This is a genomic window from Macrococcus epidermidis (assembly GCF_003259695.1).
GTDB lineage: Bacteria > Bacillota > Bacilli > Staphylococcales > Staphylococcaceae > Macrococcoides > Macrococcoides epidermidis.
This window is the reverse complement of the sequence record NZ_PZJH01000001.1, coordinates 69,192-85,457: the sequence shown is the minus strand read 5'-3', so window position 1 is coordinate 85,457 and position 16,266 is coordinate 69,192. Positions and strand designations below refer to the sequence as shown.

General features: G+C 31.3%; 18 protein-coding genes and 1 pseudogene. 6 read left to right on the top strand and 13 right to left on the bottom strand.

Annotated features, from left to right (window positions below; all coding sequences use genetic code 11):
• Positions 1-91 precede the first annotated feature (91 nt).
• Complete coding sequence (locus BHU61_RS00555) at positions 92-520, top strand: hypothetical protein (protein WP_111714138.1); 429 nt, start codon at positions 92-94, stop codon at positions 518-520.
• A 454-nt stretch (positions 521-974) separates the two neighbouring features.
• Here the strand turns inward: BHU61_RS00555 and rbsK are convergent, their stop codons facing one another.
• On the bottom strand, positions 975-1,832 hold the full coding sequence (gene rbsK / locus BHU61_RS00545) for a ribokinase (RefSeq protein WP_111714136.1): 858 nt from the start codon (positions 1,830-1,832) through the stop codon (positions 975-977).
• Positions 1,833-1,928: 96 nt separating this feature from the next.
• On the opposite strand from rbsK, the gene BHU61_RS00540 reads away from it, so the two are divergent.
• Positions 1,929-2,387, top strand: a complete 459-nt coding sequence (locus BHU61_RS00540) for a hypothetical protein (RefSeq protein ID WP_111714135.1) — start codon at positions 1,929-1,931, stop codon at positions 2,385-2,387.
• Positions 2,388-2,406: 19 nt separating this feature from the next.
• Here the strand turns inward: BHU61_RS00540 and BHU61_RS00535 are convergent, their stop codons facing one another.
• The 5 genes and pseudogenes from BHU61_RS00535 to BHU61_RS00515 form a co-directional block, all read right to left on the bottom strand.
• Complete coding sequence (locus BHU61_RS00535) at positions 2,407-3,039, bottom strand: hypothetical protein (RefSeq protein WP_146608852.1); 633 nt, start codon at positions 3,037-3,039, stop codon at positions 2,407-2,409.
• A gap of 331 nt (positions 3,040-3,370) precedes the next feature.
• Positions 3,371-3,655 (bottom strand): annotated as a pseudogene (locus BHU61_RS13730) (DUF805 domain-containing protein); the annotation flags it as partial.
• A gap of 264 nt (positions 3,656-3,919) precedes the next feature.
• A complete protein-coding gene (locus BHU61_RS00525; RefSeq protein WP_111714132.1) occupies positions 3,920-4,936 on the bottom strand; it encodes a hypothetical protein in 1,017 nt (338 codons plus the stop codon).
• A gap of 143 nt (positions 4,937-5,079) precedes the next feature.
• Positions 5,080-5,598: a YdhK family protein gene (locus tag BHU61_RS00520; RefSeq protein WP_111714131.1), complete on the bottom strand. Its 519-nt coding sequence runs from the start codon at positions 5,596-5,598 to the stop codon at positions 5,080-5,082.
• Between the two features lie 189 nt (positions 5,599-5,787).
• Positions 5,788-6,798 (bottom strand): hypothetical protein, encoded by a 1,011-nt coding sequence (locus tag BHU61_RS00515; protein ID WP_111714130.1) that lies wholly within the window; start codon positions 6,796-6,798, stop codon positions 5,788-5,790.
• A 195-nt stretch (positions 6,799-6,993) separates the two neighbouring features.
• Between BHU61_RS00515 and BHU61_RS00510 the strand changes: the two genes are divergently transcribed.
• Positions 6,994-7,524 carry a hypothetical protein gene (locus BHU61_RS00510; protein WP_111714129.1) on the top strand — a complete coding sequence of 177 codons (531 nt, stop codon included), beginning with the start codon at positions 6,994-6,996 and terminating at the stop codon, positions 7,522-7,524.
• On the opposite strand, the gene BHU61_RS00505 is transcribed toward BHU61_RS00510, so the two are convergent.
• From BHU61_RS00505 to BHU61_RS13330, 6 genes are all read right to left on the bottom strand, one after another.
• Positions 7,512-7,733 carry a hypothetical protein gene (locus tag BHU61_RS00505; RefSeq protein WP_111714128.1) on the bottom strand — a complete coding sequence of 74 codons (222 nt, stop codon included), beginning with the start codon at positions 7,731-7,733 and terminating at the stop codon, positions 7,512-7,514. The two genes, BHU61_RS00510 and BHU61_RS00505, sit on opposite strands and share 13 nt — an antisense overlap.
• Before the next feature lie 94 nt (positions 7,734-7,827).
• Entirely contained in the window at positions 7,828-8,631 is an 804-nt protein-coding gene (locus tag BHU61_RS00500) for a hypothetical protein (RefSeq protein WP_111714127.1), read from the bottom strand.
• Positions 8,632-8,918: 287 nt separating this feature from the next.
• Positions 8,919-9,524, bottom strand: coding sequence for a hypothetical protein (locus BHU61_RS00495; RefSeq protein ID WP_111714126.1), 606 nt, complete (start codon positions 9,522-9,524; stop codon positions 8,919-8,921).
• Positions 9,525-9,658: 134 nt separating this feature from the next.
• A complete protein-coding gene (locus BHU61_RS00490) occupies positions 9,659-12,304 on the bottom strand; it encodes an AAA family ATPase (RefSeq protein ID WP_111714125.1) in 2,646 nt (881 codons plus the stop codon).
• Positions 12,305-12,352: 48 nt separating this feature from the next.
• Entirely contained in the window at positions 12,353-12,880 is a 528-nt protein-coding gene (locus tag BHU61_RS00485) for a metallophosphoesterase family protein (protein WP_275542450.1), read from the bottom strand.
• 50 nt (positions 12,881-12,930) lie between these two features.
• Positions 12,931-13,104 (bottom strand): hypothetical protein, encoded by a 174-nt coding sequence (locus BHU61_RS13330; protein WP_170122416.1) that lies wholly within the window; start codon positions 13,102-13,104, stop codon positions 12,931-12,933.
• A 217-nt stretch (positions 13,105-13,321) separates the two neighbouring features.
• Here BHU61_RS13330 and BHU61_RS00480 point away from each other — a divergent pair, with 217 nt between their 5' ends.
• Entirely contained in the window at positions 13,322-14,158 is an 837-nt protein-coding gene (locus BHU61_RS00480) for an N-6 DNA methylase (RefSeq protein ID WP_170122415.1), read from the top strand.
• 135 nt (positions 14,159-14,293) lie between these two features.
• Entirely contained in the window at positions 14,294-14,845 is a 552-nt protein-coding gene (locus tag BHU61_RS00475; protein WP_111714122.1) for a hypothetical protein, read from the top strand.
• On the opposite strand, the gene BHU61_RS00470 is transcribed toward BHU61_RS00475, so the two are convergent.
• Positions 14,822-15,334, bottom strand: coding sequence for a hypothetical protein (locus BHU61_RS00470; protein ID WP_111714121.1), 513 nt, complete (start codon positions 15,332-15,334; stop codon positions 14,822-14,824). The two genes, BHU61_RS00475 and BHU61_RS00470, sit on opposite strands and share 24 nt — an antisense overlap.
• 199 nt (positions 15,335-15,533) lie before the next feature.
• Between BHU61_RS00470 and BHU61_RS00465 the strand changes: the two genes are divergently transcribed.
• Positions 15,534-16,256, top strand: coding sequence for a metallophosphoesterase family protein (locus BHU61_RS00465; RefSeq protein WP_111714120.1), 723 nt, complete (start codon positions 15,534-15,536; stop codon positions 16,254-16,256).
• Positions 16,257-16,266: the final 10 nt, after the last annotated feature.

The following is a 16,266-nucleotide window of genomic DNA, read 5'->3' as shown; positions in this document are numbered from 1 at the left end:
TCATAAAATTTTCTAGAAAAAATATACCATTTTCTTCAACTTTCCTAATTTGTGGTTTATAATGAGTATATTGAACAAAAGGGGTGGCGACATGATATCGTGGTATATTAAACACAATAAAAAATTTTATATTACGAGTATGGTTGGTCTTATCATTGTAGCTTGTGCATTTATCTTTATATACTATCCGAAGTATACTTTATTCGCGGTATATGCATTTACAATGATGCTATTGATTTGCTATGCAGATACGATTACACAAATTAAAAGATACCTGGAAACCAACAAAGCTAAAGAATGGCTCGTTGCACAATGGTATTTAAAGGACTGCATTACATACAGCATTGTATTATCTATTATTATTGGTCTCGGCTATATTGTAATCCATCTCTCACCACCAAACATTCCAGGAAGCAATATGCACTACACGACTATAATTATGTTTATTTTGTATGTCCTATTTAAATGGCTGCGCTACTATGAGTTACGTCGTGAAATGAAAGAAGAAAAGACGATTTGAAGCAATATTTAGTAAAATATTATATTTACTTCTCTATTTTCACCGCATTTTTGTTATATCTATTTTTAACGGGTAATGGTCATCTTCATCCACTAGAAATTATTTTTATTTCATTATTAATGTTTGGTTATCTCCTATTCATTTGGCCGGAAGCAAAAATTAAATACGGTGATTTTGATAATGAAAGTCAAAAATATTCATATCGATTAAAGTATCAAAAAGTCAGTTTAGTTTTCGCAGTTTGCTTGTTGTTAATAAACCTTTTTTCAAGTATCTATTTATATTTCCAGCACTATGATATATTTCTAATGATTCTTATAGGCCTTATTTGGAGTGTATTTACGATTGGGATGATTAGAACAAATATGAAATTTAAAAAAGAATACGCAGCGTTTATTGAACGACAAAACACCAGTGAAAGATAATCATTTACTTTCACTGGTGTTTTTTATTTTCATTTTATTTCATGTCTATAAGGCATACCACCTTGTGCACCTAATCCTCCCACTGAAAGAGCGGCTGCCTGATTCGCAAATTGTACAGCATCATTCAATGACATACCTTCACTTATGCCTACAGCAAGTGCACCGTTGAATGTATCACCTGCACCTGTCGTATCTATAACTTCTGCTTTCATACCTGGAATATTAATCAACTCACTATCGAAATACGTCGCTCCTTGTTCTCCAAGCGTCACGATCATTTGTTTTGGGTATTTTTCAATCACATCGTTAAATTCCTCACCAAACATCGCCTTTACTTCAGTTTCATTCGGTGTAAAGTACGTCACTTTCTTCAGTAATTCAGGATTGATTTCAATGAACGGAGCTGGATTATAGATTGTCGTTATCTTCTTTTTATAACTTTCTTCAATAACGTATTCAATGATGGATTTCGGAATTTCATTTTGTAGTAGTATAATACTATCTTGATCCATACTATTTAGTGCTTCATCTACTAATTCAATTGAAACTTCACTATTTGCACTAGGTACAACAATAATTGAATTATCATTATCCGCTAATGTAATATGCGCAGTGCCACTTGCACAGTCATCAATCTTCTCTATATATTCAACGTTAACTTTATTCGCTTTCATATTCGTTACAATCATCTCACCGAAATTATCATCCCCAACACAACCTACCATATAAACATTTGCACCAAGGCGTGCAGCACTGACAGCTTGATTTGCACCTTTACCACCCTCTGTCATAAAGAAAGCATCTCCTAGGATTGTTTCACCTTTCTTTGGTAACCTGTTTGCCTGCACAACTAAATCTACAGACATACTTCCGATAACATATATCATATACTCACCTCTTAAAATTATCATAACGAAATACATAGAAAATAACACGTTACATACATAATTTATTTGTTATACTATCAAAAATGAGGTGATTAAATGGATACAGTGATATTAAGAGAAGAAGACAAAGCAACGCTGAGAAAATATAATATAGATCCGGAAAAGTTTGAAGAAGATTTTGAAGATATTTTTAGAATGATCGGCTATGAATATGATGAACTATTATTTAGTGAATTTGGCTATGAATTCGATCCTGATGAGATAGAACAAATCCCCAGAATTGCAGCAATGAAAAAAGATTTCCTACAAATTTACGACCATATTGCGAAGGATGAAGGCTATTTGAATTATAACCATCATTACGTATCATCTTATAGTGATGTATCGTGCGAAATAAAGTTAAAAGACGGAACGATCATCAAAGGCAAAAGTACAGATACGCATTGGGAGAATAAAGAAATCAATATAGAAGTAAAACATCTATTCAGTAAACAAATCGTGAAAATCAATCTAGATGAAATAGAATACATTAACATAAAAAACAGCACAATTTAAATGTGCTGTTTTTTGTGTGCTATGCTTTTTTCCAGACAGATCCTTTTAAATACATGATAGTCCATTGATCGCCACCGTATTTTTTATCGATGTTACGCCATTTCTTCAATGTTTTTAAATCATTTGCTTTGATTAAAGCAATGCGGTCAACAACGACGTTCGTTAATTTTGTATGATCTTTGTTATATCGTTCGCTTGAAATGATTTTTATATTTTTATAAAAATCTACATATCCCATTTCTGAATGGATACCGATACGGATAGAATACAGCGGTTTACCATAAACTTGATGAATCTTCTTACGAGACACTGCTTTAATATTATCTGCGTTCACCTGCGTAATCGTACGTTTCATAAATGGTACGTTCTCCTGGAAGTTTGTAAATGCTAATGCATTTGGTGATCGTACTGAATCATAACCCGGTTTGTTACCCACTAAGAAGTCTTCATAGTGAACACCTTTTTTATTCTTATAGTAACTCACCTTTTGCCCAGCTTTTAACCCATTGATTGTCAATTTACCGCTCTTTGCTTTGTTCGCAAAAGCTTCTGTTGCGATATTGATCTTCTTAGGTGTCGCTGCTTCTGCTTGTACATTTACTGATGTTAATACTAATCCAGCTGCAAGTCCTGTTACGAGTAATTTTTTCATCATCAATCACTCCTTTAGGTATTATTATCATCAATCAAATTATAACATAAGTGTTTTTTAGAGTACATTTATACGAAATATTCTATAATTTGGCGCAATTAAATTTAGAAAAAGAACCGTATCGTAGATGATACGGTTCTTGATTGCCTTGATATTCATTAGGACCAGGTTGTGAGTCTTGTACACACCGAATGATCGTCCAGACAAAAAATACAAGAGAAGTAATAACAATAATCAAATTAATTACAAGATAGATACCCATTAAATCTGTATCGCCACCAGAGTATTTAGTAAAAGAAATAACATAATATAAAATATTCGGTACACCAATTCATAAAATAGCCCATTTACCACTCTTACCAATGTCATGCAAACGACGTAAAAGTAAAGAAATGTTAGGTATTAACAAGATTAAACTAATCAAACATAGAAATACAATCATTACAGCAATTGAAATAGTAGTAAATGCAAAAGCCTCATGATTACCATCAGTTGAAGATGTGTCTATCGCAGATAACCCTGATATCATAATAAAAAGATAAATCACTACACTAATAATATAAAATAAGACTTGTGTGAATACCGGTACCCAAAATTCTTTTCTTCGTGAACGTCCACTAAAATCAAATGCTCTCGTCCAAAATAACTACGTTGCTTCCCAAAAAGACATTGATCTATTCTGCATAAGCCCTCCACGGTGTGTAATTTGTTACTTTGATTATAAAAAATTTTTATGCTTTGTATAACAAAAGCACGGGAGAATCATTAATAATTACTCTCCCGCGCTAGACATTTTGTACCAATTCGATGCTTCATTTTATGAATGAATATTTCCTTTCCCTAAGTTTAAAGCTATAGCAGGGATTCTGAAAGTTTTTATCTATTCTTTCGGCCATGGATTGATAAAATCATCTTTAAACTCAAGTGCTCTTTCATCATATTTACCTAATCTATCATACACTTTTTCAGCAGCTGCTCTCACATCTGGATAACCTGAAAAACTACCTGGAGAAGAACCTCTAATCATTAAATTCCACGCAATCGTTTGAGATTCTGTGTCAGATGGATTTTTTTCAAAATCATCTAAACATTTATTTGCGATAGCTATTGTGCGTAATTTTTGTTGTCTTTCATTTGATACTTCCGGAGAATTATCATAACTACAAGATACCTCACTTTTATTAGCTTGTGTTTCGTTTGCACTCGGAGCATCATCATCACTTACGATCAATTCTCCAGTCATTTGATATGTTTCTGGTTGTTGTTCCATTGCGATAAAATTATCATTCTTATCAAAGTGGAGAATAAGCTGGAATCCGTTTGAATGATTATTGTTATAAACTAATGAAATCACTTCTCCATCATCACTTTTCCAAACTTCAGTAGCAACACCGTATTTAGCAAGAATTTCTTCCCGCGTATGAGGCGTTGATGAATTAATATAAATCTGAGAAACTTTATAATCTGTATTTTCTATCGCAATATCACCAAAACGCTCATGATTACTACTTATTCTGCTCTTACCATCATGAGTTGGTTTACCATACATCTTTTCAACTTCAGTAACCTCCATACCCTGCGTTATACCTGCAAACTCTGAAATACGGTTTTGTCTCGTGTATGCATTGATAAACGCATCAGACAAAATATCGATATGGCCATCTTCATCCATGTAAGGATATTTACCACTCAAGTTTTTCTCTTCCGTAGAATCTTTTTTCTCTACTATTTTTTTTGTCTCTTTCGCTTTTTCTTCAGTGCTTACTTCTTTCTTCTCTTCAGTAGATGCAGATGTTTCAGTTTCTACTTTTGACGCACCTTTTTCTTTCGTTTCTTCTTCATTGCCACATGCCGCCATCAACATTGCTGTCATAGATAATAGTAATAACTTTTTCATAGTAAGCCCCTTTAAAATTTATTCATTACTTCTATTATCTACTAATTTTGTGTATGAATAAATATTATTTTTAATAATTTACTTATTTTTAATATAAAAAATCCGCATATGTAATTACATATACGGAGAATTATACTACATAATTATTTTAACTCGTCTTCAGTCATCCATTTATGATCTTTAACAGTCTTACCTGTTTTTGTATCTTTATAATCCACAACATAGACATCTGTCTTATGAACATCATCAATTGTTGCATCTGCACCCTTCATACCATCCATATGATTAGCAGTCATCTCAGCTTTATCGCCTTTTTTCAAGCCGGACTTCGGTGCATCTTTTAACTCTTCGTTTACCACCCATTTATGATGACTTACTTTTTTATCACCATTCTTCGGTTGATAACTCACTTCATACACATAAGTTGTATAAACCTCTTTTACAACACCCTCTGCATCCTTCATACCTGGCATATGACCTTCAGTTAATGTGACTTTGTCACCTTTTTTATATTTCGGATTCTCTGCAACTTTCATGTTTGCTGGCGTAGCTTCACTATTGTGATTCATATGTGCATGCTCGTCATGTTTCGCTTCTTCATTTGCACCACACCCACTTAACAAAATACCTGCACTCGCAACAACTGCAATTATTCTTCTCATGTGTTCCACTCCTTCAGGTTTATTAATTCTACTTCATTTTATACCCTATAGGGGTATAAGTCAAACTTTAAAGTTTTATATCCTCACAAGTAAATATCCATTTAATATATGTATTATAAGTTAAAACAAAAAAGAGACTCTAGCCTAAGCCAGAATCTCTATGTGGTACCTATTTACTTAAATAAAAAATTACTTCTTAATCTCTTCTTTAATAATATACTTTACATTTCCTTTAAAACTATCTAACCCGACATGCACTTTATAACCATAGTCTGATTTATCATAAGATAAGATGTGCTCTAATACTGTTTTATTTGAGAATGCTGTTTCTTTCGGTTGACCGTATTTACTGATAATTTGAGCATACGTCACAGTTTTATTTGGCACATAAATTAATTTATTTACTTTACCAGTTTTCTCATCCACAGAGAAACCTGCGTTTCTTCCATACTGGAATACACCTACGTATGTTACCATAGCATCACTAACTTTATAATCTTTATTAACATCAGTCGCTTTTTCTCCGACTTTATGACCACGAACAATATTATTTTTATTATTAATAAAGTCACTAATAAATTGATCCGATAAAATATCAACCTTCGCTGTATCTTTCGGCTGCGGATTCAATTTAATTTTCGGCATTTTACGTTTAACCCATTCAGCATAAGTGATTAGGTCACGACCCTCACTGGTAATAGATACATTTTGACCGACTAAGCTTAGTAACATCATGTTTTCTTTGCCGTTCATCCAGTTTTGATAATCTTTATCTAATACTGTTAAGAAAGATTTATATTGTTTCGCATATTTTTTCTTAGCGCTTTGTTTCAGTAAATATTTCGCACGGTTTGTTAAATGTGCTTTATCATAATCAATATTTGACTTTAATGCCTCATTGATTTCAATTAAACTATCGTCTGCAGGAATATAACGATTACCTTTGAGCACTAAGAAATTATAACCTTTAACTAACTTATGCTTTGTAACAACAACTTTCGTACCAGCTTTTAATTGTGTCTTCTGTTTACTTGCAGATAAATTGTAAGTTTCACGGTTAAAAGCTACAGTATCCTTTAATATCGTTGCGTTATAATCCTGGTTACCAACCTTTAATTCTGAAACTTTCGTTGCCGCTTGAGCATTTGCTGTTGGTAATAACATTCCTAAAGCTAGTAAAGCTAATCCAGTCTTTTTCATAATTTACCTCTTTTACAGTTTTTTCTTTTAGTTTAATAGTTTTAAATAGGAAATACAATCTAAATAAAATAAAGATAATATTTATTCGATTAATTGGTGATACTTTAGGTTATCATAATATTTTGTTTAATAATAAATAATTGTCAGCTTATCTATTAATATTTACAATTATAAAAAAGAAAGCAAGGTGATAATATGGAACCAAAATTTATTGCGTACCGCGAGAAAGATCGTGACTTTTTAAATGAACATGATATTTATAACTTAAAAGATTTAATCGGAGAAGACTTATATTTAGCTAAAAATACGCTGGACTATAACTTTGAACATATACTCGAAGAACAATTTGGCTATGAATATGATTTAGAAACATTACTTAAAATAGACTGGGTGAATCATCTTTATACAAATATCAAACGCATCCAACATAATATCGATATCGATTATAGCGTAGACGAGAATCATATTTCGCTCTGGCATCATGGAGACAGTCTTGTAAAAGTCACAGTAGCACATGACAAAGAATTCATCGGTCGCATGCATGATTTTAATGAAGAAGATCCGTCATATCCATGGCTAACATTGAAATTAATGGATGGAAAATTAGAAGTGATAGATTATAACAAGATTTCAAAAGTCGTGAAAACAAGTGTATCAAAAATAATCAAAAAACCTCACATAGCAATAAAAATTATTAATGCTATACGAGGTTTTCATAAATTGTAGATAAAATATTTCATCAGTATTCTGCCCTTCTCATCTAAAATGACGACACAATTTTCAAAAGTAATATTGCGATTCAGTTCTATCGGTTTGTTGATTAGGACATATTCATCACTAATATAAATTTTCCCAAATTTTAATGCGATCGCTTCATCTAAATCATATGTTTTATTATAAATTGCAGTTTGAATGCCTGAATAAACTTTCTTCATTTTAATCCCCTCCTATTTGATTAGAGTATATCAAACGGAGTGGACAAAAAATGGTTAGTAAATGTGAAGATAAATTGTTACTACTCACTAATGCTTATTTAAATCCTTTATCCATCTTATTGCCTTGTGGATCTATTTTCACTACTCCTGAATTTTCTAACTTATATGTAGCTACTTTTTCTAAATCTTGATTTCTTAAATTAAGCGTGAACTCCCCTGTATTTTCATTTACTCTTACATCATCCGATATCAGCCCTAAATCTTCAAAATACTCAACACCTTCAAATGCTAATACTTCATTAATCATATTTTGCTTAGCTGTTAACATAGCAGTTGCACTTTCATGTAAATCAAACTCTGATTTTGTTGCTTCATTTTCCATAGGATTTAAATCCGTAATTTCAATTTTTTCAGCCAATTCTTTTAACGCCGAGTTATTCTTATACTTTTCATACAAATCTTTCGTGCTGACTAAGACTCCATTTGATGGATTATGAATATCAATAATATTAATATCATTTTGAGTACCAGCAACAAAAATTTCTTCATCACTAATTCCTACAACAGATTTAAACATTCCCTTACTCGGATATACAGTATAAAACTTCATGCCGTTAGCATCACTCGGACCTTGTTCTTCTCTTAATAATATTCTATAAACTCGTTTAGCTTCTTCACCCTGTGGGCCTTGCTTTACGTATTTTCCAGTGAGTAGCTCTTCAGCATTTAAACTATAATTTTCAATACCATCAGCAAAGAAAGCTAAGGCGATCTTAGTTTTTTCATCTAAATTTATATCATCTTCAGCATCTATTGCCTTATCTTCCACTTTCACTGCACTATTACTATTTTCTGTTGATTCCACTTTTTCTTCAGTTTCTGTACTGTTATCTGTCACTTCTTTCTTTTCAACACTAGACTTCTCTTCTGTTTTTTCAAATTTCGGTTTAGTATCTTCATTTTTTTTAGCTTAATCAGCTGATTCATTTGAACAACCTGCTAATAGAATAAAAGTACTCACTGCAATACTCACGATTTTCTTCATGTCTATACTCCTATAGTTTAATTTGTATTTAAATGTAATACACGTTTATATATAAAATTATATCAATTAAAGTAAAAATGTTACATATTATATTTTTATTAATTAACTTTTTTTACAGAAAAAAGCCCATCAAACGGGCTTTATTTAAGGTATTTAAAATCCTCAGTAGAAATTGGATATGAGAAAGAAAAATTGTTATTAAAAGTAGATCGTATATATTTCTTAAACATTACATTATCTTTACTATTCATTTTATAAAACAATACACATCGTAGATAAGCACGGTTGCTATCATGCTCTCTATCATATACAAATACTACATTCTTATATACGTCTGCATATACATCTACACTTCTAAAAGTTTGAATTGGTTTACCATAAATCCTTCTCATTTTTTTCATCTCAAATTTATTTTTATCATCAGCCTTATTATCAAACACCCTGGTAATTTTTGGATTTTCCAATCCGTCATAGCGGTCTGCAATTGCTATGTCAACCCTACTGTTATAAAGTCTCACTTGACCTTCAAAACCTTCTTCATAATCAGGATCATTTAAATATGTTTCTAATCTCCCACCTAATTTGAATCCGTCAAATACATACGTACCTGCTTTTACTTTCTTTACTACAGCTGAATTATAGTAATTTGGTCTAGATTTACTCGTTTTCGCATTCGCTTCGTTAATTGTGATACCTGATGTTAAAATAATCGTACCTGCAATGATAGTTTTAATTAATTTATTCACTATAAAATCTCCTTTGTTAAATATTTTTAATCTGTAAAAACTACTCATTTTATTATTGATAAATTTTTACCTTTAATGTGTATTTACTATAAATAACATGTAATTCTTGAAACATACCATTTCTAATTCTAGAATTAACTCACCTCCTTAACAGTTTCAACTGCCATTTGAATATCAGTTCCATCAGAGGTGATGTGAATATGTTTGCCTTTTTGTAATTGGCCATTAATCAGTAAGCTTGATAATTTATTTTGTATTGATTTCGTTATACCACGCTTAATCGGTCGTGATCCGTTTGTCGGATCATAATAAGTATCGGCAATATACTGGACCGCAGTATCATCAAAGTAAGCAGTGTAGCCTGCTGCTTCTATTTTCTCTATCTCTTTCTCCACTAATAATTTTGTAATTGTAAATATTTCTTTTTTACCGAAGGGTTTGAAAGTAATGATTTCATCGATCCTGTTTAAAAATTCTGGTCTGAAGAATTCTTGTGCTGCTTCTTTAGATTTCGTTTGAACAACCTGATAATCTAATTCAGAAGGCTCAACAGCACCAAACCCAACATGTTTTTCTTTACGTATTGAACTAGCCCCTAAATTAGAAGTTAATATAATAATTGTTTCAGTAAAATCTACCGTCTTACCTTGCCCATCTGTCAAACGACCATCATCAAATACTTGAAGCAACGTATCAAATACTTTTTCATTTGCTTTTTCAACTTCATCGAAAAGAATGATGGCTTTTGGATTCTTTTTAACAGCATTTGTTAATAAACCACCACTACCGTATCCAATATAACCTGGTGGTGCTCCAATCAATTTAGATACTTCATGTGGCATTTGATATTCTGACATATCAAATCTCACAATTTCTTCATCATCACCGTACAGCAACTCTGCTAGTACTTTTGCCGTTTCTGTCTTACCAACACCTGTAGTGCCTAAGAACATAAACACACCGGCTGGTTTTGTATTATCTCTAAACCCTGTTTTACTTCGAATAACAGCTTGTGCCACCGCCTCCACTGCTTCAGGTTGACCAATAACGCTTTTATTCATTTTACCTACAAGTGATTTCAAGTTGTTAAACACCTGATGTTCACGTGCAACATAATCTAGTAAATCAAATTCACGAACAGTCTTCTCAGACTTGTATTCAATCGCTTCTTTCAAGTGGTCTTTTGTTAAGATTAATTCATAGTCTCCCTCAACGTTAGCGTTTCGTGCTTTATTATATTCAGATTGAAGAATTTCAATCTTCTCACGTACCACTTCAATTGCTAATTCGTTGAACTCGATTTGTTTAGAAGCTTCAAGTTCGCCTTTTAATTCATTTAAATTGTCAATATATTCTTTATCCATTTGACTAACAATTCCCGCCTCTAGCTTACAAATCGTGCTGGCGTTATCTATCAGCGTAAACACACTATCTGGCATATTTTCATGTTCCAAATATTTGTGTGCCAAATGAACACTCGTTTCAATAATATCGCTATTAATTTTTACACGATGATAATGTTCATAAGTATGAATCGTATTACTTACAATTTCAATTGTTGCTTCAATTGACGGTTCATCCACTTCTACAATTTCAAACCGTCTCACAAGTGCACTATCACTACCGATATACATGGCCCATTCATTCGGTGTCGTGGCACCAATAACTCTAAAATCACCACGTGCCATCATAGGTTTTAAAGTATCTGTCAGCCACTTATTGTTACCCAACATATGAATTTCATCTATGAATAGAATCACATCTCGTTCGCGTTTCATCTCTTCCATAAAACGAAGTGTAATTTCTGAATTCGTTGTATATGAACCAGTTATATGATTAAAATCTGTCATACTAAATTGTAAAATTCGCTTATTTTGAAGAGAAGGCATTTCTCCATTTACAATCTTTACTGCTAATCCTTCGGCAATTGCAGATTTACCTACACCACCAGGTCCAATTAAAGCAATGTTATTTTTATTGCGTCGAGACAAAACGAATTCTATTTGTTTTAGCTCATCTTCTCGACCTATAACTTTAGGCAGTTCACCCTTTCGTGCAAGCTCAGTGATATCTGCTGCTAAGTCATTTAATAATGAATAATCAGGATTTTGTAGTTTATGGTTCATACGATTCTGTTTATTTTTTTCTTCTTCAATTGTATCCGCCATTTTCCCATCACGGCGCTCGCTATAAAAGCCAATTCTTGCACTGAAATGATTTTCAAGTCCTTCTACCGTTAATTGCGCCTTAGTGATCATCAGTTTGTTGATTATCGCAAAAGCATTGCATTGATTATTTTGAGCTAAACCCATTAATAACCAATACGTATCTATGCCTCTCAGCGGATCGTTTTGTGTTCGCATATCTTCAGCATACAAGAATGCATCTAATACATATTTGGAAACTTGTATATCAATACCATTAATCTTTACGTCTGAAATTCCTTCATCACATATTTGAGCAGGCTGTTTTTTTACAGCATCTTCATATCTTCTTTTTGCACCAAAAGTATTTTCAGGTTCTTCTATGACGATTGGTAATCTTTCATTGCATCTAGTTGCTGAATCAATAACGTCTTTAATCATTGACTTGGTTATTGAATGTTTACCTAATGCATAACCAGCTCCAGTATCTAGCGTTTCAACCATAGCTAATAATAAATCTTGAGTTTGAATTAATTTTAAATCTTTGTTTTCTTTAAGCTTGTTGAACACTTCATTACACTGTCTCGTAACTTTAAAGGACATACTTTCACAAAATCCAACTAAATCTTTAGCCATTAAACATCACCTCGTTTATTTTTCTATTATTATAAATTTATTATAAAATTAATGAGAATATGAATATCTTTTCGTAAAACCAGTAATTTTTTCTATAATTTTATTTATTGATATAGGAGTGTATTCAATTAATTCCACACTGACATTTATTGATTGAGGCCCAAGGATAGATTCGTATGATATATTATCATGAATATGTCCATATAGATGAATTGATCCATAGTGTTTTCTATTCCAATCAATGACAGGATAGTGACATAAGAAGAAGTGATAACCTTCATAGTTGAATTCAATAATATCTTTGATTGTTTTAAAGTGATGTTTATTAAATTCTTTTCTTTTTAAGTAGTGTTTATCATGATTTCCAATCACTAAGTGTTTTGTACCATTCAAATTATTTAATATTTCATTGGCTTGTTCAATAGTCGCACGATAGAATAAGTCACCTAAAATGTAAACTTCGTCGTCTTCATTAACGATATTGTTCCAATTATTAATCATTAGCGTATTCATTTCTTCTACAGTTAATCCTCGTGATTCAGCTATATTCTTATGATAAAAGTGGGTGTCAGAAATAAAATAAATTATGATAAATCCTCCTCTAAATAAGAAAAGCTATTTGATGGTTAATCTATACCATCAAATATTTCGCCTTTCTCTTCTTCAGTATAATTACAAAGCTCTTCGTTTTCCCAAAAATCTGCAGCTTCAGGATCGAACAATCCATGCTTTTCTCGGTATTCTGCCTCCTCTTCTTCCTTTTTCAATAGTGCTTCCAGTTCTTCAGTTTCATTGTACATAATTATTACCTCCATTTTGAGAATAATGTTATTATTTACGTCCTTGTGATAATATTTTATCACAAAAGATAACTTTTGCAACTAAATATAGTTAATATAATATTAGGACATCGGAAAAAACAATGACTATTCAGCAATGTATGGATTAATCATTCCATTTAATCGATAGAATAAAGGATAATTAATTCAATAAGCTTTAATGAAATTAGGTGAGTTAATGATTTTAGGTGAATTGGTGGATGTGATGCCTGGCACGAATTTATCTCGTGTCAAGGGAGGTGCTTATCATACTTATGCTTTATTATTTTTACAAGGTGTATCGAGTGAAAACATCAAACTTCGCAAATTTCAAAGTGATAAATGGCTTAAAAAAGTAGTGGAAGGTGAAACAGTGGATACAATTATTTCATCTTTTGATACCCAGATGTCATGGAATCCGGCAAAAGAATTACTGAATGATAATCGATTTAGTGAACCAGGTAAATTAGTTACCCAACATAGAGGTGAATGGGCATATATTCAAAATGGATTATCACAGTTAGATGAAAATGGCTTGATGGTAATTTGTATGGGACAAGGACCTTTGTATAGAATGATAAATGAAGCGGTAGTTAGACAATATTTAGTGGAAACAGAAAATGTGATAGATACAATTATCGCACTTCCTAAAAACGTAGGATCTACCTTTAGACATCAATCATGTCTCGTAATATTTAAAAAGAATAGACAGCAAAATGATATTTTATTTATAGATAGTTCAACTTTTATTGAAAATTACATTAATGGCTCTACTACATTAAATCAATTGAAGCAAAAAGTGAATGATATCATAAATGATAGAGTAAATATCGAAAAGATAAGTTATGTTGCTTCACTTGATGAAATTGATAGTAATAACTTTAATTTAAATATTGCTAAGTATATTAAAAATGATGAGTTAGAAAATATAGACGGAATAAAAGAAGTGCAAATAGAAGATATTAGAGATGAAATTGCTCAGTTAGAGAACCAAATTGATAATAAAATGAGATTACTCAATAGAATTATTAATTAATATGCAAGTCAGATAAGCCTTTAAAAGTGAGAGCTTATTTTTTTTTGAAAATAATACTTAAAAATAAACTTCTTTGTAAAGTGGCACTATTTATAATACACTTAAGACATGAATTACGTTATAAGGATGATATAAATGGACTACTTTCAAGTAAGAATTTCAATAGAAACACATGAATACTTCCGATTATTGAAAGAAAAATATGAAGAAGAATCAAAAACAAATATGACACAAGCAATGGTGATTTCAAAAGCAATTGAAGATATTGCTGCAATAAGTAACTGGAAGAAAGTTATCGATGATAATTCAATCAAATTAAGGTATATTCAACCTGAAGAAGTCAAAGAACTTCGATTAAGAGTACAAATAAGTGATGAGTTACAAAAATCAATAGATAGCTATAAACACCTCTTACCTAAATTCACAAATACTAGAAGTGTCACAAAAGGTGTCACTTTAAAATTTATATTCAAAGGCGCATTACTATTAAAAAGTAAACCCGAACTTGGTGAAGATGTACTAAATATCGATAGTATCTTTAATAACTTTAAAGACGAACTGGATCGATTTATCGCACCTGCTAATCAAGAAGAATTTAATCTCCTATTGGATAGGATAAAAATCCAATTAAAAAATTGTAACTGCATTTGCAGTTACAATTTTTTAATACCCAAAAACCTCATTTAATTTCTTTTCTGCCTCTTCAACATTTATTAAATCTATCAAAATCGCTACTAAAATTTGATTGATGTCCATATAAAAACTTATGGGTGTATCTATTAACTCATTCATCATTCTTTCTTTATTATTATTAAAAAAGTCATACGGAATACGTAGTGAATATGCTATGTCATTGTACTCATCTAAATAAAATCTTCCAAAGCTTTTTATTATTCTATTCACATAATTCAAGAATAACTTTATATCTTCTACCTTTTCATCAGTCACTATGCAAGGTGTCGGAAACATTAGTAAATCCAAATATTTTTCATGGAACTGAATATTAGTCTGGATTTTTACGAAGTTGGGATTTATCTCATAAATGATGTCGATACTATCCTTCTGGCACAAATCAATTATTCCATTCTCACTATCACTTAACAGTAATTTACTGTACGAGAATCTTTGTTGTTTTAAATTACGTAAAATATACATTCTCACTGCATTTTTCATCACTTTTTAACCACCTTTTAGAATGACTTACAATTATATTATAAAATATTTTTTAAAATTTTCAACAGTTTTATGTTTACACTTTTAATTTTCGTGGTACAATATTATCGTGATAGAACAAGTAATTATAATCTATCCAATGATTATTAAGAAAGGAATTCTTTTGATCAAGTACTACAACATGAAAAAAGGTGGGATTTGTATGAGTAAATTATATGCAATAAGTGATATCCACGGACACTATCAAGAATTTCTGGAAGCCTTAGACAAAATCGATCTATCTGTTCCTGATAACAAACTATTACTTTTGGGAGATTACATCGACAATGGATCACAATCACTTGAAGTTATCGAAAAAATAATATCTTTAGAACAAGAGTATCCTAATCAAATTATCACGCTGCTTGGTAATCATGATGAACTTCTGATTGATTGGTTATTCAAATTTGAACCTTGCTTAATCGATGAACAATCATTGCTCAGTTTTTTTGGAAAACTTGATGATTCAGTTTTAATAAATGGTGATTTAAAAAAAGTTTTTATTGAAAAATATCCCCTTATTACGAATTGGTTAAAAAGAAAAAACAATGAAAAAAGATATTATGAAACTGATAATCAAATCTTTGTCCATGCTGGTATATGGGAAACTAAAGAAGATCAAGAGTATTGGAAATCATATACTTGTGAAAATTTATATACTCATAAATATCCCGCAGAAACAGGACGCTTTTACAAAGATATAATCGCTGGACATATATACGCTCACGAAATCGCTAATAATAAAGAATACTTAGGAAGAATTTATCATGATAATGAAAGCCATTACTACATTGATGGTGATGTACAAAAAAGTGGCTATCTCCCAATCTTGGTATATGATACTGAGAAAAAATTATATACATTCATTGAAAAAGAAAATTATTAATTTCATCAAG